This is a genomic window from Serratia sp. CY37869 (assembly GCF_052168895.1).
GTDB lineage: Bacteria > Pseudomonadota > Gammaproteobacteria > Enterobacterales > Enterobacteriaceae > Serratia > Serratia ureilytica.
The window spans coordinates 590,435-612,126 of record NZ_JBJNLU010000003.1 but is presented as its reverse complement, the minus strand read 5'-3'; the positions used below and the strand labels follow the sequence as shown (position 1 = coordinate 612,126).

General features: G+C 60.4%; 23 protein-coding genes. 14 read left to right on the top strand and 9 right to left on the bottom strand.

The window, feature by feature from the left end; all coding sequences use genetic code 11:
• The first annotated feature begins 7 nt into the window (after positions 1-7).
• Entirely contained in the window at positions 8-1,087 is a 1,080-nt protein-coding gene (gene alr, locus ACJ8J1_RS18445) for an alanine racemase (protein WP_033644414.1), read from the top strand.
• Positions 1,088-1,131: 44 nt separating this feature from the next.
• On the opposite strand, the gene ACJ8J1_RS18440 is transcribed toward alr, so the two are convergent.
• Entirely contained in the window at positions 1,132-1,899 is a 768-nt protein-coding gene (locus ACJ8J1_RS18440; protein WP_033644415.1) for a transporter substrate-binding domain-containing protein, read from the bottom strand.
• 215 nt (positions 1,900-2,114) lie between these two features.
• Here ACJ8J1_RS18440 and ACJ8J1_RS18435 point away from each other — a divergent pair, with 215 nt between their 5' ends.
• From ACJ8J1_RS18435 to maa, 5 genes are all read left to right on the top strand, one after another.
• Complete coding sequence (locus tag ACJ8J1_RS18435; RefSeq protein ID WP_025304444.1) at positions 2,115-2,588, top strand: Lrp/AsnC family transcriptional regulator; 474 nt, start codon at positions 2,115-2,117, stop codon at positions 2,586-2,588.
• Between the two features lie 79 nt (positions 2,589-2,667).
• The gene (locus ACJ8J1_RS18430) at positions 2,668-3,861 is read left to right on the top strand and encodes an amino acid aminotransferase (RefSeq protein WP_033644416.1); all 1,194 of its coding nucleotides are present in this window, start codon (positions 2,668-2,670) and stop codon (positions 3,859-3,861) included.
• A gap of 125 nt (positions 3,862-3,986) precedes the next feature.
• Positions 3,987-4,403 carry a secondary thiamine-phosphate synthase enzyme YjbQ gene (locus tag ACJ8J1_RS18425; RefSeq protein WP_016930264.1) on the top strand — a complete coding sequence of 139 codons (417 nt, stop codon included), beginning with the start codon at positions 3,987-3,989 and terminating at the stop codon, positions 4,401-4,403.
• A 4-nt stretch (positions 4,404-4,407) separates the two neighbouring features.
• Positions 4,408-4,761 carry an MmcQ/YjbR family DNA-binding protein gene (locus tag ACJ8J1_RS18420; RefSeq protein ID WP_033644417.1) on the top strand — a complete coding sequence of 118 codons (354 nt, stop codon included), beginning with the start codon at positions 4,408-4,410 and terminating at the stop codon, positions 4,759-4,761.
• Between the two features lie 146 nt (positions 4,762-4,907).
• Positions 4,908-5,465: a maltose O-acetyltransferase gene (gene maa / locus ACJ8J1_RS18415; protein ID WP_033644419.1), complete on the top strand. Its 558-nt coding sequence runs from the start codon at positions 4,908-4,910 to the stop codon at positions 5,463-5,465.
• Positions 5,466-5,478: 13 nt separating this feature from the next.
• On the opposite strand, the gene ACJ8J1_RS18410 is transcribed toward maa, so the two are convergent.
• The 3 genes from ACJ8J1_RS18410 to uvrA form a co-directional block, all read right to left on the bottom strand.
• Positions 5,479-6,276 (bottom strand): M48 family metallopeptidase, encoded by a 798-nt coding sequence (locus ACJ8J1_RS18410; RefSeq protein ID WP_181006750.1) that lies wholly within the window; start codon positions 6,274-6,276, stop codon positions 5,479-5,481.
• Positions 6,277-6,495: 219 nt separating this feature from the next.
• On the bottom strand, positions 6,496-7,302 hold the full coding sequence (locus tag ACJ8J1_RS18405) for a MipA/OmpV family protein (protein WP_033644905.1): 807 nt from the start codon (positions 7,300-7,302) through the stop codon (positions 6,496-6,498).
• A 328-nt stretch (positions 7,303-7,630) separates the two neighbouring features.
• Positions 7,631-10,459: an excinuclease ABC subunit UvrA gene (uvrA, locus tag ACJ8J1_RS18400; protein ID WP_033644422.1), complete on the bottom strand. Its 2,829-nt coding sequence runs from the start codon at positions 10,457-10,459 to the stop codon at positions 7,631-7,633.
• A 277-nt stretch (positions 10,460-10,736) separates the two neighbouring features.
• Here uvrA and ssb1 point away from each other — a divergent pair, with 277 nt between their 5' ends.
• The gene (gene ssb1 / locus ACJ8J1_RS18395) at positions 10,737-11,267 is read left to right on the top strand and encodes a single-stranded DNA-binding protein SSB1 (RefSeq protein WP_004936793.1); all 531 of its coding nucleotides are present in this window, start codon (positions 10,737-10,739) and stop codon (positions 11,265-11,267) included.
• Between the two features lie 85 nt (positions 11,268-11,352).
• Here ssb1 and ACJ8J1_RS18390 read toward each other — a convergent pair whose 3' ends face one another.
• The 4 genes from ACJ8J1_RS18390 to bhsA form a co-directional block, all read right to left on the bottom strand.
• On the bottom strand, positions 11,353-12,309 hold the full coding sequence (locus ACJ8J1_RS18390) for a cyclase family protein (protein WP_033644424.1): 957 nt from the start codon (positions 12,307-12,309) through the stop codon (positions 11,353-11,355).
• Between the two features lie 225 nt (positions 12,310-12,534).
• A complete protein-coding gene (locus ACJ8J1_RS18385; protein WP_033644427.1) occupies positions 12,535-12,747 on the bottom strand; it encodes a DUF1471 domain-containing protein in 213 nt (70 codons plus the stop codon).
• A gap of 263 nt (positions 12,748-13,010) precedes the next feature.
• Complete coding sequence (locus tag ACJ8J1_RS18380; RefSeq protein ID WP_033644429.1) at positions 13,011-13,760, bottom strand: 3-oxoacyl-ACP reductase family protein; 750 nt, start codon at positions 13,758-13,760, stop codon at positions 13,011-13,013.
• Positions 13,761-13,910: 150 nt separating this feature from the next.
• Complete coding sequence (gene bhsA / locus ACJ8J1_RS18375) at positions 13,911-14,171, bottom strand: multiple stress resistance protein BhsA (RefSeq protein WP_033644431.1); 261 nt, start codon at positions 14,169-14,171, stop codon at positions 13,911-13,913.
• Between the two features lie 195 nt (positions 14,172-14,366).
• Between bhsA and ACJ8J1_RS18370 the strand changes: the two genes are divergently transcribed.
• From ACJ8J1_RS18370 to ACJ8J1_RS18350, 5 genes are all read left to right on the top strand, one after another.
• Complete coding sequence (locus ACJ8J1_RS18370; protein ID WP_033644432.1) at positions 14,367-14,810, top strand: lipocalin-like domain-containing protein; 444 nt, start codon at positions 14,367-14,369, stop codon at positions 14,808-14,810.
• The gene (locus ACJ8J1_RS18365; RefSeq protein WP_033644433.1) at positions 14,807-15,475 is read left to right on the top strand and encodes a glutathione S-transferase family protein; all 669 of its coding nucleotides are present in this window, start codon (positions 14,807-14,809) and stop codon (positions 15,473-15,475) included. Before ACJ8J1_RS18370 ends, ACJ8J1_RS18365 begins: the two co-directional genes overlap by 4 nt.
• A gap of 47 nt (positions 15,476-15,522) precedes the next feature.
• Positions 15,523-15,930, top strand: coding sequence for a VOC family protein (locus ACJ8J1_RS18360; protein WP_015379207.1), 408 nt, complete (start codon positions 15,523-15,525; stop codon positions 15,928-15,930).
• A 333-nt stretch (positions 15,931-16,263) separates the two neighbouring features.
• Positions 16,264-17,625: an NCS2 family permease gene (locus tag ACJ8J1_RS18355; RefSeq protein ID WP_033644434.1), complete on the top strand. Its 1,362-nt coding sequence runs from the start codon at positions 16,264-16,266 to the stop codon at positions 17,623-17,625.
• A gap of 197 nt (positions 17,626-17,822) precedes the next feature.
• Positions 17,823-19,472, top strand: a complete 1,650-nt coding sequence (locus tag ACJ8J1_RS18350; RefSeq protein WP_004936822.1) for a Na+/H+ antiporter — start codon at positions 17,823-17,825, stop codon at positions 19,470-19,472.
• A gap of 76 nt (positions 19,473-19,548) precedes the next feature.
• On the opposite strand, the gene ACJ8J1_RS18345 is transcribed toward ACJ8J1_RS18350, so the two are convergent.
• A complete protein-coding gene (locus ACJ8J1_RS18345) occupies positions 19,549-20,436 on the bottom strand; it encodes a LysR family transcriptional regulator (protein WP_033644435.1) in 888 nt (295 codons plus the stop codon).
• Positions 20,437-20,579: 143 nt separating this feature from the next.
• Here ACJ8J1_RS18345 and ACJ8J1_RS18340 point away from each other — a divergent pair, with 143 nt between their 5' ends.
• Together ACJ8J1_RS18340 and ACJ8J1_RS18335 are read left to right on the top strand one after the other, a co-directional pair.
• Positions 20,580-21,002, top strand: coding sequence for a CidA/LrgA family protein (locus ACJ8J1_RS18340; RefSeq protein ID WP_033644436.1), 423 nt, complete (start codon positions 20,580-20,582; stop codon positions 21,000-21,002).
• Entirely contained in the window at positions 20,995-21,684 is a 690-nt protein-coding gene (locus tag ACJ8J1_RS18335) for an LrgB family protein (protein WP_004936833.1), read from the top strand. The genes ACJ8J1_RS18340 and ACJ8J1_RS18335 overlap by 8 nt, the downstream gene beginning before the upstream one ends.
• Positions 21,685-21,692: the final 8 nt, after the last annotated feature.

Below are 21,692 nucleotides of genomic sequence, written 5' to 3'. Positions count from 1 at the left end.
AACTGAAATGAAAGCGGCAACCGCTGTAATCGACCGCCGCGCTCTGCGACATAATCTGCAACAGGTGCGCCGCCAGGCGCCGCAAAGCCGCCTGATTGCCGTTGTGAAAGCAAACGCTTATGGACATGGCCTGCTGGAAACAGCACACACCCTGCAAGACGCCGACTGCTACGGCGTGGCGCGTATCGGCGAGGCGCTGATGCTGCGCTCCGGCGGCATCGTCAAGCCGATCCTGTTGCTGGAAGGCTTCTTCAGCGCCGAAGACCTGCCGGTGCTGGTGGCGAACAACATCGAAACCGCGGTGCACAGCATCGAACAGCTCGAGGCGCTGGAGCAGGCCGAGCTGGCGCGCCCGGTGCCGGTGTGGATGAAGCTCGATACCGGCATGCATCGGCTGGGGGTGCGCCCCGAACAGGCGGAGGCGTTTTATCAGCGTCTGTGCGCCTGCCGCAACGTGGCGCAGCCGGTCAATATCATGAGCCACTTCAGCCGCGCCGACGAGCCGGAGTCCGACGCCACCCTGAAACAGATCGCCTGCTTCGAGCAGTTCGCGCGCGGCAAACCGGGCCAGCGCTCGGTCGCCGCCTCCGGCGGCACGCTGCTGTGGCCGGACGCCCACAACGAGTGGGTGCGCCCCGGCATCATTCTGTACGGCGTGTCGCCGTTGGATAGCGGCAGCGGCGCCGAGCATGGTTTGCAGCCGGCGATGACGCTGAAATCCAGCCTGATCGCGGTGCGCGAGCACAAGGCTGGTGAAGCGGTGGGCTATGGCGGCACCTGGATCAGCCCGCGCGATACTCGCCTTGGCGTGGTGGCGATGGGGTACGGCGACGGCTACCCGCGCAGCGCGCCGACCGGCACGCCGATCCTGATCAACGGCCGCGAAGTGCCGATCGTCGGCCGGGTGTCGATGGACATGATTTCGGTCGATCTCGGGCCGGACGCCGCCGATAAGGTGGGGGATGAAGCGGTGCTGTGGGGGGCGGCGTTGCCGGTCGAGCGCATCGCCGCCTGTACCGGCATCAGCGCTTATGAACTGATCACCAAGCTCACGCAGCGCGTGGCGATGGAATACATCGGCGACTGATACGCCGCAGGGGCCGACGCGCGTCGGCCCCGTTTCTCAGCGGGTTACTTCTTTACCGCCAACCACTTGACGATAACCTTCTGATACTCGCCGGTCGCCTTGGCCAGGTGCAGCCACTGATCCACATACAGTTTCCAGCTCAGATCGTCGCGCGGCAGCATGTAGGCCTTTTCGCCGTACTGCATCGGTTTGGTCGGATTCACCGCGCACAGCTTCGGATAGCGCTTCTGCTGGTACAGCGCCTCGGAGGCGTCGGTGATCATCACGTCCGCCTTGCGATCCACCAGCTGCTGGAAAATGCTCATGTTGTCGTGCGTCAGCGTCAGCTTGGCTTTTGGCAGATAGGCGTGCACGAAGGCTTCGTTGGTGCCGCCCGCCGGTTCCAGCAGACGCACCGACGGTTTGTTGATCTGTTCTATCGTGCGGTATTTCTTCACGTCGGTGCAGCGCACCAGCGGAATTTTGCCGTCGGTATCCAGCTTGTCGGCGAAGAACACCTGTTTTTGTCGCTCCAGCGTGACGGAGATGCCGCCCATGGCGATGTCGCACTTGCCGGAGGCGAAGTCCGGCGTCAGGGTTTTCCAGCTGGTTTTCACCCACTTCACCTTGGCACCGAGGCTCTTCGCCAGCGATTCCGCCATGTCGATATCGATGCCTTCATAGCTGCCATCTTCCTTGAGGAAGGTGTAGGGCTTGTAGTCGCCGGTGGTGCAGACCTCCAGGGTCTTTTGCTGCAGCACTTTGTCCAGGTGGGATTGCGCGCCGGCGCTGCCGGCGGCGAGCAGCAGCGCGAGAGGGAGTAACTTTTTCATCTGGCGTCCTTTTTATACATTCGTGGTTTTATGCGTTACTTCGCCGTTAATTGTCGTTTGCCTGCATGAGTTAGCCGCTTTTTATGCCGCTTACCGGCGAAAACGCCGGGCGTTGCTGCTGTACGCGATTTAAGCGCCAGGGTGTGACGTCGGCAACGGTAAAAAAACTGGTAGGCTGTAACGTCAACATTTATTAACACAGTTTACAGGTGGCTATGTACAACATTGACGATTTTGATATGAAAATCCTGACGCTGTTACAGGCCAACGGCCGTTTGACCAATCAGGAGCTGAGCGAACTGGTGGGGCTTTCCGCTTCCCAGTGTTCACGGCGGCGCATCAGCCTGGAGCAGGCGCAGCTGATCCGCGGCTACCACGCGCGGCTGGCGCCGGAGGCGGTCGGCCTGGGGCTGGTGGGGCTGATTGAAGTCAGCCTGATCACGCACGCTCAGGAGCAGATCGACAGCTTTCATCAGATGCTGGAGGACGTGGACGCGATCCTGGACGCTTACAAGACCACCGGCGACGCCGATTACCTGCTGAAAGTGGCGGTGGCGGACCTGCCGGCGCTGAGCGAGTTCATCAGCCAGACGCTGTCGCCGCACAAAAGCGTGGCGCATATCAAAACGGCGGTGGTGCTCAATCGCATCAAGGAAAACGGTTTGTTGCCGGTGACGCGAGAAAGCTGAAACCGAATACGCTTTTCCGTCTATATTAGGAACGTAACGCTGTGCCCAAACCACAATAAATAAACCAGGAGAAAAAAACGTGTTCCAGAACGTTGACGCCTATGCCGGCGATCCCATTCTGTCGCTGATGGAAAAATTCAAACAAGACCCCCGCGCGCACAAGGTGAACCTGAGCATTGGCCTGTACTACGATGCGCAGGGCGTCATTCCGCAGATGCGTGCGGTCGCCGCGGCGCAAGCGCAGTTGAACAGCGTCGAGCACGGCGCCTCGGTATACCTGCCGATGGAAGGGCTGCAATCCTACCGCACCGCCATCCAGCATTTGCTGTTCGGCGAGCAGCACCCGATGCTGCAGCAGGGGCGCATCGCCACCATTCAGACCGTCGGCGGTTCCGGCGCGCTGAAAGTGGGCGCCGACTTCCTGAAAAGCTACTTCCCGAATTCGCAGGTGTGGGTCAGCGATCCCACCTGGGAAAACCACGTAGCCATCTTCAGCGGCGCCGGTTTCAAGGTGAATACCTATCCGTATTTTGACGGCGAAAGCCTGGGCGTGAAGTTCGACGCCATGCTGGCTGCGCTGAAACAGCTGCCGAAGCACAGCATCGCGCTGCTGCATCCGTGCTGTCACAACCCGACCGGCTCAGACCTGACCCCCGCCCAGTGGGACGAAGTGATCAAGGTGATCGCCGATCGTGAGATCATTCCGTTCCTCGACATCGCCTATCAGGGCTTCGGCGGCGGTATGGAGCAGGACGTCTACGCCATTCGCGCCATTGCGGCGGCCGGCTTGCCGTGCCTGGTGAGCAACTCGTTCTCGAAGATCTTCTCACTGTACGGCGAGCGCGTCGGCGGCCTGTCGGTGGTGTGCGAAAGCGAAGAAGCGGCCGGGCGCGTGCTGGGCCAGCTGAAGGCGACCGTGCGCCGCAACTACTCGAGCCCGCCGAACTTCGGCGCGCAGCTGGTAGCTAAAGTGCTGAACGACGCTGAGCTGAAAACTCAGTGGCTCAATGAAGTGGAAAGCATGCGCACCCGCATTCTCGAAATGCGCCACGCGTTGGTGGACACCCTGAAGAGCGCGCTGCCGCAGCGCAACTTCGATTACCTGCTGGCGCAGCGCGGCATGTTCAGCTACACCGGCTTCAGCGCGGCTCAGGTCGATCGCCTGCGCGAAGAGTTCGGCGTCTACCTGATCCACAGCGGCCGCATGTGCGTGGCCGGCCTGAACCACGACAACGTGCGTCAGGTAGCCGAGGCGTTTGCCGCGGTGCAGTAACGCCTGTTAGTCTGAACGGACGTTCATCGGGAGCGATAGCGATATCGCTCCTTTTTTATTGCCGGCGCGCCGCCGAAGTTGCCGCAAACCGGAGAGAGAATATACTGATTGAGGGGCGCTCACTCATGTGGCATCAGCAAACGCTAATCCTCAGCGCAAAAGCGCGTGGCTTTCATCTGGTTACCGACGAGATCACCAACCAGTTAACCCACTTACACCGCCTGCAAACCGGCCTGCTGCATCTGTTGCTGCAGCATACCTCGGCCTCGCTGACGCTCAACGAGAACTGCGATCCCACGGTGCGAGCCGATATGGAGCAGCATTTCCTGCGTCAGGTGCCGGAAAACGCCCCCTATCAACATGACTACGAAGGGCCGGACGACATGCCGGCGCACATCAAATCCTCGCTGCTGGGCGCTTCCTTGACGCTGCCCGTCAGGCACGGGCGGCTGATGTTGGGCACATGGCAGGGCATCTGGCTGGGGGAGCACCGCATCCACGGCGGAGCACGCCGTATTGTGGCCACATTACAGGGGGAATAACCCAATGAATAACAGCGCATTGCTGGAGTACTGCATGGCGAAGCCGGGCGCGGAGCAAAGCGACCAGAACCAGTGGCAGGCCAGCCAGATAAAGGTGGGCGAGGTGATGTTCGCCATGGTGTGCGAAGTGGAAGGGCGGCCGGCGCTGGCGGTCAAGTCCAGCCCGGAGCTGGCGGAAAGCCTGCGCGAACACCACCCTGAGATCGTCGCCTGCGACGGCCTGAACAAGGCGCACTGGAATACGGTATTTCTCGACGGCAACCTGCCGAACTCGCAGTTTTATGCGTTGATCGACAGCTCCTATCAGCTGGTGGTGGAAGGCCTGCCCGAACACGTGCGCCAGGAACTGCGCGCCTGATTGCCGGGCGGCGGCGCCGCCCGTTTTCTCCTGCTTTCTCGCGTTAAACCGTGATCAGGGCTTTAAATTGGGAACGTTCCCTTTTTATTGCCGGGCTAAAGCGGCTACGCTTGGGCATTCAAGAAACGCGGATGAAGGAGGCCGACATGGCCATGAGCGAAGAAAAGCGCAAGATGATCGCCGGGGAACTGTACGACGCCGGCGATGAACTGCTGCGCAGCGAGCGTCGGCGCGCGCGCCAGATAACGCATCGCTACAACCACTCATCGCCGGAAGAGGGCGAGCTGCGCAAACAGTGGCTGGACGAGCTGCTGGGCGGCTATCAAGGCGGCGCCATCGAGCCGACGTTCCGCTGCGACTACGGCTATAACATCTATCTCGGCAAGAACTTCTACGCCAATTTCGACTGCGTGATCCTCGACGTGTGCGAGGTGCACATCGGCGACAACTGCCTGCTGGCGCCGGGCGTGCATATCTACACCGCCACTCATCCGCTGGACGCCGAGACCCGCGTCGGCGGCGCGGAGTTCGGCAAGCCGGTCAAGATTGGCAACAACGTGTGGATCGGCGGGCGCGCGGTGATCAATCCGGGCGTGACCATCGGCGATAATGCGGTCGTGGCCTCCGGCGCGGTGGTGACCAAAGACGTGCCGGCCAACTGCGTGGTGGGCGGCAACCCGGCGCGCGTGCTGAAAACGCTGTAAGCCCTCGGGCGGATTAAAACATGCTGCCATGGCGCTCGAAGCCGTGCATCTCGATGTCTTTGAGCGCCTTGAAGCGTTTGACCATCACCGCATGGTCTGACAGCAGATTGCTGATGCGAACAAACAGCTCCTTGTTCTCTTCTTCGCACTGCTCCAGCCAGGCCTGCGGATTCACGCCGTGCTGCATCCAGGGGCCGACGGCCAGCAGCCGCACCGTGTTGGCGTAGTTCGGGCACACCGCGAGCGCCACGCGATCGGCGGAATACTCCTGCGCGCGAGTGGTCGCCAGGCCGGGCAGCACCAGCGACTGCGGCACAGCGCCGATCGCCAGACGCCACAGCGACACGTGCCGCAGCTTGTGATGGGCCAATTCATGGGCCAGCACGAACTCCACGATCTCCGGCGCGGTGGGCATCAGCATGGCGATTTCAGCATGGATCACCACGTAGCGCTGGCGGCGGTTGCATTCCAGCGCGAAGGCGTTGACCACGCCGTTGCCGTTGGTCAGATAAAGCTTGGGCAGCGTCTTGAGTTCCAGCCGACGGCCGATATCCTGATACAGCGCGAACAGTTCCGGAAATTGCGCCGGCCCGATGCGCAAGGCGTTGGATTTCGCCTGTGCGGCGAGATAGAAACGGTAAATATAGAAAGCGATCGGGATCAGCGGTAATAACGCGAGCAGGCTGAGGGTATCCAATGTTTCCTTGGCGTCGTCTCCCAACCCAAGTGCAGTTCCATCCGTATTTACCACGACGGCGGCGATGCCAAATAAAAAACCGAACAAGGTAATTATCGCAGATAGCCAGATCATGGGCATTTCCCAGCGGTGGCGAAATGCGGTGAAATTACGACATTCCGTCGCATGATGTTGACACATAAAATATCCTTAATAAGGGAAAGCCACGCCTGACATTGTCAGGTAAATAATGAATGTTTAATTATCCATCCGTTTACCTGACACTCAGCTAAACTGTAGTTCGTTTTTTAATCATGGCGTTTATCCCTTCCTGCACAGACTTAGGCAAAAACGTCAAAAACTGTAGCTGGCGCTGGTGAAGGCCATGCCCGAGGTGGTTTTCTCAACGATGGGGCTGTCGGCCGCGTCGCCCAGCAGGCGCGTTACGCCGACCCCGGCCTGGAAGGCCACGTTCGGTCGCCATTGGTAGTTGAGTGCGGCGGTGAGCGTCGCGTCCTTGAAGCCGCTGCCCGGCCGATATGCGCTGAAGGCGCTGTGCTGCGCCTGCAGCGACGTCACGCCGAAATAGCCGCGCTGATAGCCGCTGTTGGCCCAGGTGGTGGAGAGATTGCCGATAAGCGTCAGCTGTTCGCTGAGCGGATATTGCCCGGTCAGTCCGCTTTCCACATAGGCGGTGTGGCCCAGTTCTTCCCCGCCGTAGCTGCGTTTGCGCGTCGCCTGCATCCCTTTGACATAGGCGCGGAAGGGGTCGAGTTGGTAGCTCAGCTCAGCGCCGGCTTCCAGCGCGCCGCCCAGTTTGCCCATGCCTTTGAGCCGGGTGTTGCGCCCGCGCAAGGTTTTGATTTCCTCGTCACGGCCGGCGTCATAGTTGAGCAATAATGCGATGCCGACGGGCCCGGCGATGGGGAATTGCCAGCGCGCCCCTTCGCTGCCCGCGCTGAATTCTCCCCAGCTGGCGTTTTGATAGCCGGCATTCACCTGATACAGCGGTTCAATGCTGTAAAAAGACGAGCCTTCATAGGCGGGAGCGACGGCGAGGCCGCCGGCGAGCGTTAAAGACGCTTCGCCGTCCTGCGCCTGACCGGCGAGGGGAAAAAGAAAGAGCAGGGCGGCGGCAGAGGTACCCAGTTTATTATCCACGTTAAACACCTTTATATCATCCCATTGAATAAACGGCCCGCAGGCCCGCGTTTAAATGACGGCTTATTGATAAACGCCATGTTTATATTGATTAATCGACAGGCGACGGCGCGCCATTGGCGTTATTTCACCGCAATAGTGAAACGCATGGGGAATAAACAAAAGCCAAACAAATGGCATGATGGGGCGAGTTTATTATTGGCTGGGTTCAAAGCGCCTGTTTTTAAAGGAATGATGCAGAGAAGCGTATTTAATGTTTCTCGCAGAGGGATAGGTTGATTGCTCAACGAGGCGGAATAGGGCGCCTCGTTGAGCGTATCATCCGCCGTTATTTTTCCAACAGCGGTTTCAGGAAGCGCGCGGTGTGCGATTTTTCACACTCGGCGACCGTTTCCGGCGTGCCGGCGACCAGGATCTCGCCGCCGCCGCTGCCGCCTTCCGGCCCCAGATCGACGATCCAGTCGGCGGTTTTGATCACGTCCAGGTTATGCTCGATGACCACGATGGTATTGCCCTGATCGCGCAGCTGATGCAGTACCGCCAACAGCTGTTGGATATCGGCGAAGTGCAGACCGGTGGTCGGCTCGTCGAGAATATACAGCGTCTGGCCAGTGCCGCGTTTCGACAGCTCGCGCGCCAGCTTGACGCGCTGCGCCTCACCGCCGGAGAGCGTGGTGGCCGACTGGCCGAGGCGGATGTAGGACAGGCCGACATCCATCAGGGTTTGCAGCTTGCGCGCCAGCGCCGGCACCGCGTCGAAGAAATCGCGCGCTTCTTCGATGGTCATCTCCAGCACTTCGTGGATGCTCTTGCCTTTGTACTTCACTTCCAGCGTTTCGCGGTTATAGCGTTTGCCTTTGCACTGGTCGCACGGGACGTAGATGTCCGGCAGGAAGTGCATCTCGACCTTGATCACCCCGTCGCCCTGGCAGGCTTCACAGCGCCCGCCCTTGACGTTGAAGCTGAAGCGGCCCGGCGTATAGCCGCGGCTGCGCGACTCCGGCACGCCGGCGAACAGCTCGCGCACCGGGGTGAAGATGCCGGTGTAAGTGGCCGGGTTGGAGCGCGGCGTGCGGCCGATCGGGCTCTGATCGATATCGATCACCTTGTCGAAATGTTCCAGGCCGGTCACTTCGCGGAACGGCGCAGGCTCGGCGATGGTAGCGCCGTTAAGCTGGCGCTGGGCGATCGGGAACAGCGTATCGTTGATCAGCGTCGACTTGCCGGAGCCGGACACGCCGGTGATGCAGGTAAACAGACCGACCGGCAGCGTTAGCGTCACGTCCTTCAGGTTGTTGCCGCGCGCGCCGCTCAGCTTCAGCACCTTGGTCGGATCGGCCTGCACGCGCTGCGCCGGGATGGCGATCTCGCGTTTGCCGCTGAGGAACTGGCCGGTCAGCGATTCCGGCTGCGCCATGATGTCATCGACGGTGCCTTCCGCCACCACCTGGCCGCCGTGCACGCCGGCGCCGGGGCCGATGTCGATCACGTGGTCGGCGGCGCGGATGGCGTCTTCGTCATGCTCCACCACGATCACCGTGTTGCCGAGGTTGCGCAGGTGGATCAGCGTTTCCAGCAGGCGCTCGTTGTCGCGCTGGTGCAGGCCGATCGACGGCTCATCCAGCACGTACATCACGCCCACCAAACCGGCGCCGATCTGGCTGGCCAAGCGGATACGCTGCGCTTCGCCGCCGGAGAGCGTTTCCGCCGACCGGGACAGCGACAGATAGTTCAGGCCGACGTTCACCAGGAACTTCAGGCGATCGCCGATCTCTTTCAGCACTTTCTCGGCGATCTTGGCGCGCTGGCCGCTGAGCTTCATGTTCTGGAAGAACGTCATCGCATGGCCGATGCTCAGATCGGAGATCTCCGGCAGCGTGGTGTCTTCGACGAACACGTTGCGCGCCTCTTCACGCAGGCGGGTGCCGTGGCACGAGGCGCAAGGGCGGTTGCTGATGAACTTCGCCAGCTCTTCGCGCACCGCGCTGGATTCGGTCTCTTTATAGCGGCGCTCCATGTTGTGCAGCACGCCTTCGAACGGGTGGCGGCGCACGGTGGTGTCACCGCGATCGTTGATGTATTTGAATTCGATCGACTCTTTGCCGGAGCCGCTCAGCACCGCCTTCTGCACGTTGGCGCTCAGGGTGTTGAACGGGGCTTCGACGTCGAACTCATAGTGCTCCGCCAGCGAGCGCAGCATCTGGAAGTAATAGAAGTTGCGGCGATCCCAGCCGCGGATTGCGCCGCCGGCCAGCGACAGCTCGGGGTTTTGCACCACGCGATCCGGATCGAAGAACTGTTGCACGCCCAGGCCGTCGCAGGTCGGGCAGGCGCCGGCCGGGTTGTTGAAGGAAAACAGGCGCGGTTCCAGTTCGCGCATGCTGTAGCCGCAGATCGGGCAGGCGAAGTTGGCGGAGAACAGCAGCTCGTCCGCTTTTTCGTCGTCCATGTCCGCCACCACCGCGGTGCCGCCCGAGAGCTCCAGCGCGGTTTCGAACGATTCGGCCAGGCGCTGCGCCATGTCGTCGCGCACCTTGAAACGGTCGACCACCACTTCGATGGTGTGTTTTTTCTGCAGCTCCAGCTTCGGCGGATCGGACAGATCGCACACTTCACCGTCGATGCGCGCGCGGATATAGCCCTGAGCGGCCAGGTTTTCCAGCGTTTTGGTGTGTTCGCCCTTGCGATCTTTCACCACCGGCGCCAGCAGCATCAGGCGCTTGCCTTCCGGCTGGCTCAGCACGTTGTCCACCATCTGGCTGACGGTTTGCGCCGCCAGCGGCACATGGTGATCCGGGCAGCGCGGCTCGCCGACGCGGGCGAACAGCAGGCGCAGGTAGTCGTGGATCTCGGTGATGGTGCCGACCGTGGATCGCGGGTTGTGCGAGGTGGATTTCTGCTCGATGGAGATCGCCGGCGACAGACCTTCAATATGGTCGACGTCCGGTTTTTCCATCAGCGACAGGAACTGGCGCGCATAGGCGGAGAGTGATTCGACATAGCGCCGCTGCCCTTCGGCATACAGCGTATCGAAAGCCAGCGAAGACTTGCCGGAACCGGACAGGCCGGTGACGACGATCAGTTTGTCACGCGGGATGATCAGGTTGATGTTTTTCAGATTATGGGTTCGAGCACCACGAACTTCGATATTGTCCATTTACACTTCCCGTCTTGATGATACACCGCGCCTGTCGCGATTTTTGCGGGGGATTTTGTGATGGATCTCGCAAAAAACCGGCACAGCCAGGTCGAAACGCATAATTATGACACAAAAAAACCTGAATGGATATCCAGTATGCGAATGCAATAAGGTCGATTGGAAAGACAATTCTGGAATGCAATTCGCACTTATCAACACGGGTGTGGTTTCGTACTCAGCGTGGTAAACTGACGCGTTTATACTGTGTAGAAATCAATCATCGGGAGAAGTGCTCATGGCCAGCAGAGGCGTAAACAAAGTAATTCTGGTCGGGAATCTGGGTCAGGATCCAGAAGTCCGTTACATGCCGAACGGCGGCGCAGTGGCCAACATTACCCTGGCGACCTCCGAAAGCTGGCGTGACAAAGCGACCGGCGAACAGAAAGAGAAGACCGAGTGGCACCGCGTTGTGCTGTTCGGCAAACTGGCTGAAGTGGCGGGCGAATACCTGCGCAAAGGCTCTCAGGTCTATATCGAAGGCTCCCTGCAGACCCGTAAATGGCAGGATCAGAGTGGCCAGGATCGTTACACCACCGAGATCGTGGTTAACGTCGGCGGCACCATGCAGATGTTGGGCGGCCGTCAGGGCGGCGGCGCACCGGCCGGTCAATCTGCCGGCGGCCAGGGCGGTTGGGGCCAGCCTCAACAGCCACAGGGCGGCAACCAGTTCAGCGGCGGCCAGCAGCAGTCTCGTCCGGCGCAGAACAGCGCTCCGGCGACCAGCAACGAACCGCCAATGGATTTCGACGACGATATTCCGTTCTAAGCCTGGCAACAGCGCTAAAAAAACCCCGCTCAGGCGGGGTTTTTTGTGGGCGCTCACTGCCGATTTTCTACGGCGGTGTCGCCAATCAGTAAATTGCTACCGGGTTGATGTTGACCTGGGTTGAGCCGACATACAGCGGTTGCCCCAGTACGAACAGGAATTCCCAGGTTTTCGTGCGCACCAGTGGGCGGCTGTCGATCAGTTCCAGGTTATAGACGCCGCGTTTGGCCAGCAGGTATTGGTTGACCGGGAACTCTTCGTCATTTTTCGGGTTAGGGTATACTTCGGAAGCCCAGGTATCACCGCCAAAGGCCACGATGCCTTGGTCAGCCAACCACTTCGCCGCTTCCATGCCAATACCCGGCTCGACCTCCAGGAATTTTTTATTGTCCTTACCAATCAGCTCCAGCCAACCGGTATTAAATAAAACAACGTCGCCTTTCTTTAAGCTAATGCCCTGCTTCTTAAGCACCGCTTGAATATCCGCAACGGAAAATTCGGTGCCGCCCGGAACGATGTCTTTATGATAATAAGCCGTCATATCGAGCACCACGCCGCGTGTGACCATGGGCGGCACTTTTTCCACGCCCAATTTTTTCACGCCATCTACGGTGACGAAATCCGCCGCCTTATTGCCGTTATAATAAACATTGTCGATGCCGATATGGCCAATGCCATTCAACTGAGTGCCGACGCCGGTCCAGGCATTCACCAATTCATCATTAAAGGTGAATTTATTTGGGCCAAGCGTTTTACCGTCCTGCTGACCAGGCTGAATATTATATAAGCGGAAGCTGCGGTGGCGGAACGCCGGGAAATCTTTATCGACGGGCACCGCCAATGACAATGTCTTGCCTTGTTTTACCAACTGCACGGACTGTAATACGACCTCTGGCGTGAGCAGGTTGGCCGCGCCGATTTCGTCTTTTGCACCGTAAACGGAAGGATACCAGTCTGACGGCTGAGCGGCGGACTCTGCGGCATGTGCAGGCACTGTGGCAAGCAAAGGCAGCAAGAGGGAGAGGCGATACAATGATTTCATCAGTGACTCATCCTTATAACAACGTATTGCAGGGTGAATGAAAATGAGCCGTCCGGACATGGCGACATCAGGCCGCCGAATAATAACCGGTGGAGAAAGAAGCTCATTTTTGGGTGCGCGGGGTGTATTAGCGTAATGCCTTATAACAAGGCGTGGTGAATAACCACCCGACGATGACTTCCTTATGCGGAAATAAATAACGCCGGGCGAGCGGCGTCATTGATATTATTTTTTCAGCTCAGCACTCATGGTGACGAAATTACCCATATAGGCGCTGGTGATTTTGTAGCCGCTTGCGCCGGCCTCTTGCGCTTTTTTAGCGATGAGGGCTTCGGTGGAATCCAGCGTGCTGCCGGTTGCGGTAACGCTCTCTGCTGCAGCGTTAAACGACAGCGTGGAAAACAGAGCGAGTGAAATAACGGTGGTCATGGTTTTCATATCTTTATCCTGTGTTCGATGATTCGAAAAATAAGGGTGTCCGGTACGACACGATGGAGCGAAGGATAAAGGGGGGAGTGAGGTGAATAAATAACAGAATCGTCAATAAACTATTCCGTTTTTGTACATAAACTGATTCGATTGTTGTATTTCACGCGGGATTGGCGGCGTAAAGCGTGGGCAGGGGAAACAAGCGTGCATCGACGTCGTCAGGCTTGCATACTGCGGCAAGCCAATAAAAAGCCCCTCGCGGGGCTTGGATGTTACGCCGAGAAGCCGCCGTCGATGCTCAGGCTGGCGCCGGTGATGTAACCCGCCTGTGGGCCCGCCAGGTAGGCGACAAAACCGGCGATCTCTTCATCTTTGCCGTAGCGGCCGATCGCCATCAGCTGCTTGAGCTGATCGGCGAACTCGCCGGCGTCCGGGTTCATTTCGGTGTCCACCGGGCCGGGCTGCACGTTATTGACGGTGATGCCGCGCGGGCCGAGATCGCGCGCCATGCCTTTGGTCAGGCCGACCAGCGCCGATTTGCTCATCGCATACACCGCCGCGCCGCCGAACGGCACGCGTTCGGCGTTGGTGCTGCCGATGTGGATGATACGGCCGCCGTCATTCATGTGGCGCGCCGCCTCTTGGCTGGCGACGAATACGCTGCGCACGTTGACCGCCAGCATGCGATCCAGATCGTCCAGCGCCAGCGCTTCGGTGCTGCCCAATGTAAACACCCCGGCGTTGTTCACCAGAATATCCAGGTTGCCGAAGTGGCTCACCGCCTGGCGAACCGCCTGCTGCAGCGCCGCTGCATCGGCGCTGTCGGCCTTGATGGCGAGGGCTTTGCCGCCGGCGGCGGTCACGGCGCTCGCCACCGCTTCGGCGCGATCGGCCGAGGCGGCGTAGGTAAAGGCGACGGCGGCGCCTTCGTTCGCCAACCGTTTCACGATGGCGGCGCCGATGCCGCGGGAGCCGCCCTGAACGAATGCGACTTTGCCTTGCAGAGGTTGTGCTGTCGTCATGCTATTTCTCCAAAGTGGGTGAGGGGATTGCGCTGTCATTCAGTATGGGTGAAATGAATGGCGATCACTGTCCACAAAGAGCTCTGGCCGCCTGAAACGAGAAAAGCCCCTTGCGGGGCTTCTTTCTTCCGTCGATTGGCTGTCCGACGATCAGTTGAAGATTTCTGCGGTGCCGTACAGTTTGTTTTGGCCGCCGGCGGCGACGATGCGGTAGGAACTGGCGCCCGACGCGGCGGCTTTGCTGGCCAGTTCGCTTTCCAGCGCGCTCAGGTTGGCGGCGCCGCTCACGGTGACTACGCCGATTTTCTGCGCGTCTGCGGCTGGCTGGCTGGTTGGCAGGTCAGCGGCGAAGGTCGCGAAAGAAGCGGTAGCCAGTAGTGCAGCGGCAGCAAAAATTTTGACGTTTTTCATGATGTGTTCCTCAGAGTATTTATTAGGTGAGAGCGTGTTGTCTCTCGATGTGTTAAATACTAGTGCACCGGGTGTGAATAAAAAACCGGAGGGTTTTGAGTATCTCTGTCAAATAAATTGACGGTTTTTCAGCCGTTGGCGTGCGGCAAAAATTGCCACTACCCTTTACAGACGATCCTTAACCGGAGAAGCGTCATGACGGTAAACGCGTTTATCGGCAGCTGGGCGTTGGTGTCGTCGGCGTTCAAAAACCAGAACGGTGAGCTGAATTACCCGTTGGGCGAGCAGGTGTTGGGGCGCATCCACTATGAGGCCAACGGCACGATGGCGGCGCAGCTATACAGCGCCGTGCGGCCGCGTTTCGTCGCCGACGATTTGGCGCAGGGATCCGAGCGGGAGATCCATGCCGCCTTCATCAATATGATTTGCTATTTCGGCCGTTATCAGGTGGAAGAAAGCGAGCAACGGGTGGTGCATCAGGTTGAAGGCTGTTCGTTCCCCAATTGGATAGGCAGCCGTCAGGTGCGCTTTTACGCCTTTAACGCCGATCGGCTGACGTTGCGCACGGTGCCGCTGCAGCTCGGCAACGGCGTGCAGATCGGCGAACTGGTGTGGCAGCGGACAGGAGCGTCATCATGATCATTGTTCATCATCTCAATCACTCGCGGTCGCAGCGCATTCTGTGGTTTTTGGAAGAGCTGGGCGTGCCCTATCAGGTGCAACGCTACGAGCGCGATCCGCACACTCTGCTGGCGCCGCCGGCGCTGAAAAAGATCCACCCGCTGGGCAAATCGCCGGTGATCGTCGATGGCGATCTGACGCTGGCGGAATCCGGCGCCATTATCGAATACTTGCAGGAAGCCTACGACGCACAGGGCATGTTTATGCCGACGGACTTCCACGCGCGCCAGCAATACCGCTACTGGTTGCACTACGCTGAGGGATCGCTGATGCCGCTGTTGGTGATGAAGCTGGTGTTCAGCCGTCTCGGCCAGCCGCCGATCCCCTGGCTGTTGCGGCCGGTGGCGGGCGCGATCGGCAAGGGCGTACAGCGCGAATACCTCGACAAACAGATCGCGCCGCACTGCGAGTATCTCGAACAGCACCTGAACAAGGGCAGCTGGTTCGTCGGCAACGATTTCAGCGCGGCGGACATACAGATGAGCTTCCCGCTCGAGGCGATGGCGGCGCGCGGCGCGTTGGACAATTGCCCGAAACTGCGCGGCTTCCTGCAGCGCATCCACGCCCGGCCCGCCTACCAGCGGGCGCTGGAACAGGGCGGCCCTTACGACCTGCTGAGTTAAGCGGATGGGCTATACTCGATGGGGTCATTCTTCATCGGAGGTAGCCCATGGCTACGCAAATCTTCGTAAATCTGCCCGTACGCGATCTGCCCGCCTCAATGGCGTTTTTCACCCAGCTCGGCTTCAGCTTCAACCCGCAATTTACCGACGATACCGCCGCCTGCATGGTGGTCAGCGACACGATTTACGTGATGCTGCTGACCCACGACAAATTCAGGATGTTTACCCCGAACCCGATCGGCGACGCCAAACAGGCCACCGAAGTGTTGGTGTGCCTGTCGCAACCCAGCCGGGCGGCGGTGGACGAACTGGTGCGCAAGGCGATCGCCGGCGGCGGCAATACCTATCATCCGCCGCGGGACTATGGCGTGATGTACGGCCACGGATTTCAGGACCTGGACGGCCATATCTGGGAATTGATGTATATGGATCCCGCAGCGGTGCAGGCGCAATAAGATCGCCGTGAAACAGGCTGGCAGGGGCGCCGGATCGCCCCGTCTTTTCGCGCAGAAGCCCTTCCCGCCGCTTTCTGCATAAATTGCCGCGATCTTTAGTTGATTAGACGCTAGGGAAGGCAGGATAATCGTTTGCCTTGAATAAACCACCATAAATCACCCGTACCGCGCGCTGCGAGTTAAACGTTTGCCTTGGTGCGCATCGCCGTTGGCGGTGCGACGGAAGGGCAAGGAAGCGGAACGTGACGTAAACGATTACGTGGCGATCAGGCGCGGGCGAGATTACAGGCCTGCTGCGACGGGCCGATTCATGAAACACAGGGGAAGTAACCTATGTCGAACTCTCAAGCGAACCACGCCGCAAAACCAACCGGCGGGCTTGATGGCTATTTTAAAATTTCCGCGCGCGGCAGCAGCGTGCGTCAGGAGGTGGTGGCGGGGCTGACCACCTTCCTGGCGATGGTGTACTCGGTGATCGTGGTGCCGAGCATGCTGGGCAAAGCGGGCTTCCCGCCGGCGGCGGTGTTCGTTTCCACCTGTCTGGTGGCCGGTCTGGGCTCGCTGCTGATGGGATTGTGGGCTAACCTGCCGATGGCCATCGGCTGTGCGATCTCGTTGACCGCCTTTACCGCTTTCAGCCTGGTGCTCGGCCAACATATCAGCATTCCGGTGGCGCTGGGCGCGGTGTTCCTGATGGGCGTGCTGTTCACCGTCATCTCGGTCACCGGCATCCGCGCCTGGATCCTGCGCAACCTGCCGATGGGCGTGGCGCACGGCACCGGCATCGGCATCGGGCTGTTCCTGCTGCTGATCGCCGCCAACGGCGTCGGCCTGGTGGTGAAGAACCCGCTGGATGGCTTGCCGGTGGCGCTCGGCGCGTTCACCTCTTTCCCGGTCGTCATGACGCTGGTCGGCCTGGCGGTGATCTTCGGCCTGGAGAAACTGCGCGTGCCCGGCGGCATTCTGCTGGTGATCATCGCCATTTCCATCATCGGCCTGATCTTCGACCCGGCGGTGAAATATCAGGGGCTGTTCGCCATGCCGAGCCTGGCGGACGCTGACGGTAAATCGTTGATCTTCAGCCTGGATATCATGGGCGCATTGCAGCCGGTGGTGTTGCCGAGCGTGCTGGCGCTGGTGATGACCGCGGTGTTCGACGCCACCGGCACCATCCGCGCGGTAGCCGGGCAGGCCAACCTGCTGGATAAAGACGGCCAGATCATCAACGGCGGCAAGGCGCTGACCTCGGACTCCCTGAGCAGCATCTTCTCCGGGCTGGTGGGCGCCGCGCCCGCCGCGGTCTACATCGAGTCCGCCGCCGGCACCGCCGCGGGCGGCAAGACCGGCCTGACCGCCACCGTGGTCGGCGTTCTGTTCCTGCTGATCCTGTTCCTGTCGCCGCTGGCCTATCTGGTGCCGGTCTACGCCACCGCGCCGGCGCTGATGTACGTCGGCCTGTTGATGCTGAGCAACGTCACCAAGCTGGACTTCAACGACTTCGTCGACGCGATGGCCGGCCTGCTGTGCGCCGTGTTCATCGTGCTGACCTGCAACATCGTCACCGGCATCATGCTGGGCTTCAGCTCGCTGGTCATCGGCCGCATCTTCTCCGGCGAATGGCGCAAGCTGAACATCGGTACCGTGCTGATCGCCGTGGCGCTGGTGGCGTTCTACGCCGGCGGCTGGGCGATTTAAGCCTCTTGGGTCTCCCTCGCCCATCGGGCGGGGGAGCCTGTGACGGCAATTCCCTTCTTAAGATAAGTCTTCTTCTGCTCTGCACCGCGTTTTGAAAGGCACAACAAGCTTTAACGGCTGTAAAAAAAGTGATCTACTATCGGGACCAACGCAGGCCCTGAGCCGATGTCGTCTGAATCGTAGAGTCTAAGGAAAGCATGGAAATCTTTTTTACAATCCTCATTTTGATCCTGGTGGTCTCCCTGTCCGGGGTGGTGACGCGCATGTTGCCGTTCCAGGTGCCGCTGCCGCTGATGCAAATCGCCATCGGGGCCCTGTTGGCCTGGCCGCATTTCGGGCTGCACGTCGATTTTGATCCCGAACTGTTCCTGGTGCTGTTCATCCCGCCGTTGCTGTTCGCCGACGGCTGGAAAACGCCGACGCGCGAGTTCCTGCATCACGGGCGTGAAATTCTCGGCCTGGCGCTGGTGCTGGTGCTGATCACCGTGGTCGGCGTCGGTTATCTGATCTACGCCATGGTGCCGGGCATTCCGCTGGTGGCGGCCTTCGCGCTGGCGGCGGTGCTGTCGCCGACCGATGCCGTGGCGCTGTCCGGCATCGTCGGCAAAGGGCGGATTCCCAAGCCGATCATGGGCGTGCTCGAGGGCGAGGCGCTGATGAATGACGCGTCTGGCCTGGTGTCGCTCAAGTTCGCCATCGCGGTGGCGATGGGCACGATGGTGTTCACCGTGGGCGGCGCGACCCTTGAATTCCTCAAAGTGGCGATCGGCGGCCTGTTGGCCGGCGTGGCGGTCACCTGGACTTACAGTAAATCGCTGCGGGTGATGAGCCGCTGGAGCGGCGACGATCCGGCGACCCAGATCGTGTTCCTGCTGCTGCTGCCGTTCGCGTCCTACCTGATCGCCGAACATATCGGCGTTTCCGGCATCCTGGCGGCGGTGGCGGCGGGGATGACCATCAGCCAATCCGGCGTGATCCGCAACGCACCGCTGGCGATGCGCCTGCGCGCCAACAGCGTATGGGCGATGCTGGAATTCGTGTTCAACGGCATGGTGTTCATCATGCTGGGCCTGCAGCTGCCGGGCATTCTTGAAACCTCCATCCTGCAGGCGGAGCTGGATCCGACCATCCAGACCTGGTATCTGTTCGCCGACGTGGCCACCATCTACGCCGCGCTGCTGGTGCTGCGTTTCACCTGGCTGTGGGTGATGAAGAAGGCCAGCAACCGCTTTATGAAAAAGCGTCCGCTGCAGTTCGGCGATTACAGCACGCGTGAGCTGTGGGTGGCGTCGTTCGCCGGGGTGCGCGGGGCGATTACCCTGGCCGGCGTGCTGTCGATACCGCTGTTGCTGAGCGACGGCACCGCCTTCCCGGCGCGCTATCAGCTGGTGTTTATCGCCGCCGGGGTGATCCTGCTGTCGTTGATTGTCGGCGTGCTGGCGTTGCCGCTGCTGTTGCGCGGCGTGCAGGTGACCGACAAGAGCGCCAGCAAGCAGGAAGAGCGCATGGCGATCGCCATGGCGGCCGAGGTGGCGATCGAGAGCGTGAATAAAATGGAAGAGCGCCTGGTCGCCGATACCGAAGAGAACCTCGATCCGCAGGTGTTGAAAGAGGTCAGCTCGCGGGTGACGGGCATGCTGCGGCGGCGTATCGCGTCGAAAGACGATATCGAGAATGCGCTGGCGATGGAAAACCTCGAGCGGCGTTTCCGCCTGACGGCGCTGCGCGCCGAGCGCGGCGAGCTGTACCACCTGCGCGCCACGCAGAAAATCAGCAACGAGACGCTGCAAAAACTGCTGCACGATCTCGATTTGCTCGAAGCGCTGTTGATCGAGCGCGAGGGGTAAACGCAGAGGGAGGAATAAACGGTTTTCCTCGTTATCCCCATCCTGAAGGGCCGCCTGTGCGGCCCTTGTTTTTTGGCTACTTGAGCGGCGGCCAGTAGTCGCGGCAGCAGGCGATCCAGGCCTGTGCGCTGTGCGACAAATAGCTGCCCTGGCGCCAGATCAGGCCGATTTTCCATTCCATGCGCGGTTCCAGCGGCAGCCAGACCAGGTTTTCCTTATCCAGCCAGCGGCAAACCGGCTCCGGCAGCATGGCGATGCCCACGCCGGCCTGCACCATCGAGGCGAGGAAGTCCCATTGGCCGCTGCGCACCGCGATTTGCGGTTCAAAACCGGCCAGGCGAAACGCCTTCATCAGCATCTTGTACAGCGCAAAGTCTTCGTTATAAATCAGGATCGGGCTGTCGGCCAATTCGGCGATATTGATGCTGGTGCGGTTGAGCCACTGCGGCGTGCGCGGCGCCACCACGCACATCGGGTGGCCCAGCAGCGGCAGAAAGGTCAGCGGCTGCTCCGAGTCGAAGGGCAACACCGTCATCGCCAGATCCAGTTCGCCGGACATCACCGCCTGTTCGACCGACAGCCCGCCCAGCTCGGAAATCTTCAATTCGATGCCGGGGTAGGTCTGACGAAAGCGGCGGATCAGATCGGCGATCTGCCTGCCGACCATCGGCGGAATGCCCAGCCGCAACACGCCCTTTTTCACCGAGCTGATGTCTTCCAGCTCCGCCTCCAACTGGCGGAATTCGTCGAGGATCGTCAGGCCGCGCTGATACACCGCCTGGCCGCTGTCGGTCAGGCGCAGCTTGCGGCCTTCGCGGATCAGCAGCGTGCATTCCAGCTCCTCCTCCAGATGCCGCAGCATTTTGCTGATGGTGGGCTGGGTGACGAACAGTTTTTCCGCCGCGCGGGTGAAGCTTTGCTGGCGCACCACTTCAACGAAGTAGCGCAGGGTGCGGACATCCACGTTAGGGTTCTCCTTGGGGACGCTACCGGCGGGAAACTATTCCCGGACGGCATGATGTCGATAATTTTAATTCATTTCAGGCGTGGTTTCCCGGCTGCGTATACTGTAGGCCGTCAATTATTTATTGTTTGAGGTCATCTTTCATGTCTCTGGCGTTACGCCGCGTTGCCCCCTCCCTGCTGACCCGTTTGCAGGTGCCGATTCAGGTGGCGTTGTATGCGGCGCTGTTCCTGATCGCCGATCGCCTGGTGCAACAATTCCACCTGCCGCTCCCCGCCAATATCGTCGGCATGCTGATGCTGCTGGCGCTGATCCTGCTGCGCATTCTGCCGCTCAACTGGGTCAAGGCCGGCTCCCGCTGGCTGCTGGCGGAAATGCTGCTGTTTTTCGTGCCGGCGGTGGTGGCGGTGGTCAACTATGCCCAGCTGCTGATGGTCGAGGGCTGGAAGATCTTTCTGGTGATCGCAGTCAGCACCATGCTGACGCTGGGCGCCACCGGGCTGGTGGTGGACAGGGTGTATCGGCTGGAGATTTGGCTGCAGCGGCGGAAGCAGCGCCATGAATGATTTTATCCTTAGCCTGGCCTGTTTTCTGGCGACGCTGGCGCTGTATTTCGCCAACAAGAAACTCTATCGCCGCCGCCGCACGTTGCTGCTGATGCCGCTGGTGCTGACGCCGATGATTCTGGTGTTGCTGCTGGTGGTCACCCATATCTCCTATCAGGACTACATCGGTGAAACCCACTGGCTGCTGTGGCTGCTGGGGCCGGCGACCATCGCCTTCGCGGTGCCGGTGTACGAGAATCTGCATATCATCCGTCGCCACTGGCTGTCGCTGACCGCCGGGGTAACGACCGCGGTGCTGGTGGCGGTGTACAGCTCGGTGTGGCTGGCGCGCCTGTTGACGCTGCCGGAAGAGGTGCAGCGCAGCCTGGCGGTGCGGTCGATCACCACGCCGTTCGCGCTGGAGGCCGCCAAACAGATGGGCGGGCAGCCGGATCTGGTGGCGCTGTTCGTGGTGATCACCGGGGTGTTCGGCATGGCGGTGGGGGATATTTTGTTTTTGCGGCTGGCGGTGCGCAGCCGTCTGGCGAAGGGCGCCGGATTTGGCGCCTCGTCGCACGGCGCCGGCACTGCCCGCGCCTATGAGCTGGGTCCGCAGGAGGGCGTGGTGTCGAGTTTGGTGATGATGCTGGCCGGCATCATCACGGTGGTGGCCGCGCCATTGATCGGCCGGCTGATGTGGTAAGACCTCTT

Excerpts from the sequence above, each read along its gene's own strand:
- alr (WP_033644414.1), top strand. The coding sequence starts at position 8 with ATGAAAGCGGCAACCGCTGTAATCGACCGCCGCGCTCTGCGACATAAT.
- ACJ8J1_RS18440 (WP_033644415.1), bottom strand. The coding sequence starts at position 1,899 with ATGAAAAAGTTACTCCCTCTCGCGCTGCTGCTCGCCGCCGGCAGCGCC.
- ACJ8J1_RS18435 (WP_025304444.1), top strand. The coding sequence starts at position 2,115 with ATGTACAACATTGACGATTTTGATATGAAAATCCTGACGCTGTTACAG.
- ACJ8J1_RS18425 (WP_016930264.1), top strand. The coding sequence starts at position 3,987 with ATGTGGCATCAGCAAACGCTAATCCTCAGCGCAAAAGCGCGTGGCTTT.
- ACJ8J1_RS18420 (WP_033644417.1), top strand. The coding sequence starts at position 4,408 with ATGAATAACAGCGCATTGCTGGAGTACTGCATGGCGAAGCCGGGCGCG.
- maa (WP_033644419.1), top strand. The coding sequence starts at position 4,908 with ATGGCCATGAGCGAAGAAAAGCGCAAGATGATCGCCGGGGAACTGTAC.
- ACJ8J1_RS18410 (WP_181006750.1), bottom strand. The coding sequence starts at position 6,276 with ATGATCTGGCTATCTGCGATAATTACCTTGTTCGGTTTTTTATTTGGC.
- uvrA (WP_033644422.1), bottom strand. The coding sequence starts at position 10,459 with ATGGACAATATCGAAGTTCGTGGTGCTCGAACCCATAATCTGAAAAAC.
- ssb1 (WP_004936793.1), top strand. The coding sequence starts at position 10,737 with ATGGCCAGCAGAGGCGTAAACAAAGTAATTCTGGTCGGGAATCTGGGT.
- ACJ8J1_RS18390 (WP_033644424.1), bottom strand. The coding sequence starts at position 12,309 with ATGAAATCATTGTATCGCCTCTCCCTCTTGCTGCCTTTGCTTGCCACA.
- ACJ8J1_RS18385 (WP_033644427.1), bottom strand. The coding sequence starts at position 12,747 with ATGAAAACCATGACCACCGTTATTTCACTCGCTCTGTTTTCCACGCTG.
- ACJ8J1_RS18380 (WP_033644429.1), bottom strand. The coding sequence starts at position 13,760 with ATGACGACAGCACAACCTCTGCAAGGCAAAGTCGCATTCGTTCAGGGC.
- bhsA (WP_033644431.1), bottom strand. The coding sequence starts at position 14,171 with ATGAAAAACGTCAAAATTTTTGCTGCCGCTGCACTACTGGCTACCGCT.
- ACJ8J1_RS18370 (WP_033644432.1), top strand. The coding sequence starts at position 14,367 with ATGACGGTAAACGCGTTTATCGGCAGCTGGGCGTTGGTGTCGTCGGCG.
- ACJ8J1_RS18365 (WP_033644433.1), top strand. The coding sequence starts at position 14,807 with ATGATCATTGTTCATCATCTCAATCACTCGCGGTCGCAGCGCATTCTG.
- ACJ8J1_RS18360 (WP_015379207.1), top strand. The coding sequence starts at position 15,523 with ATGGCTACGCAAATCTTCGTAAATCTGCCCGTACGCGATCTGCCCGCC.
- ACJ8J1_RS18355 (WP_033644434.1), top strand. The coding sequence starts at position 16,264 with ATGTCGAACTCTCAAGCGAACCACGCCGCAAAACCAACCGGCGGGCTT.
- ACJ8J1_RS18350 (WP_004936822.1), top strand. The coding sequence starts at position 17,823 with ATGGAAATCTTTTTTACAATCCTCATTTTGATCCTGGTGGTCTCCCTG.
- ACJ8J1_RS18340 (WP_033644436.1), top strand. The coding sequence starts at position 20,580 with ATGTCTCTGGCGTTACGCCGCGTTGCCCCCTCCCTGCTGACCCGTTTG.
- ACJ8J1_RS18335 (WP_004936833.1), top strand. The coding sequence starts at position 20,995 with ATGAATGATTTTATCCTTAGCCTGGCCTGTTTTCTGGCGACGCTGGCG.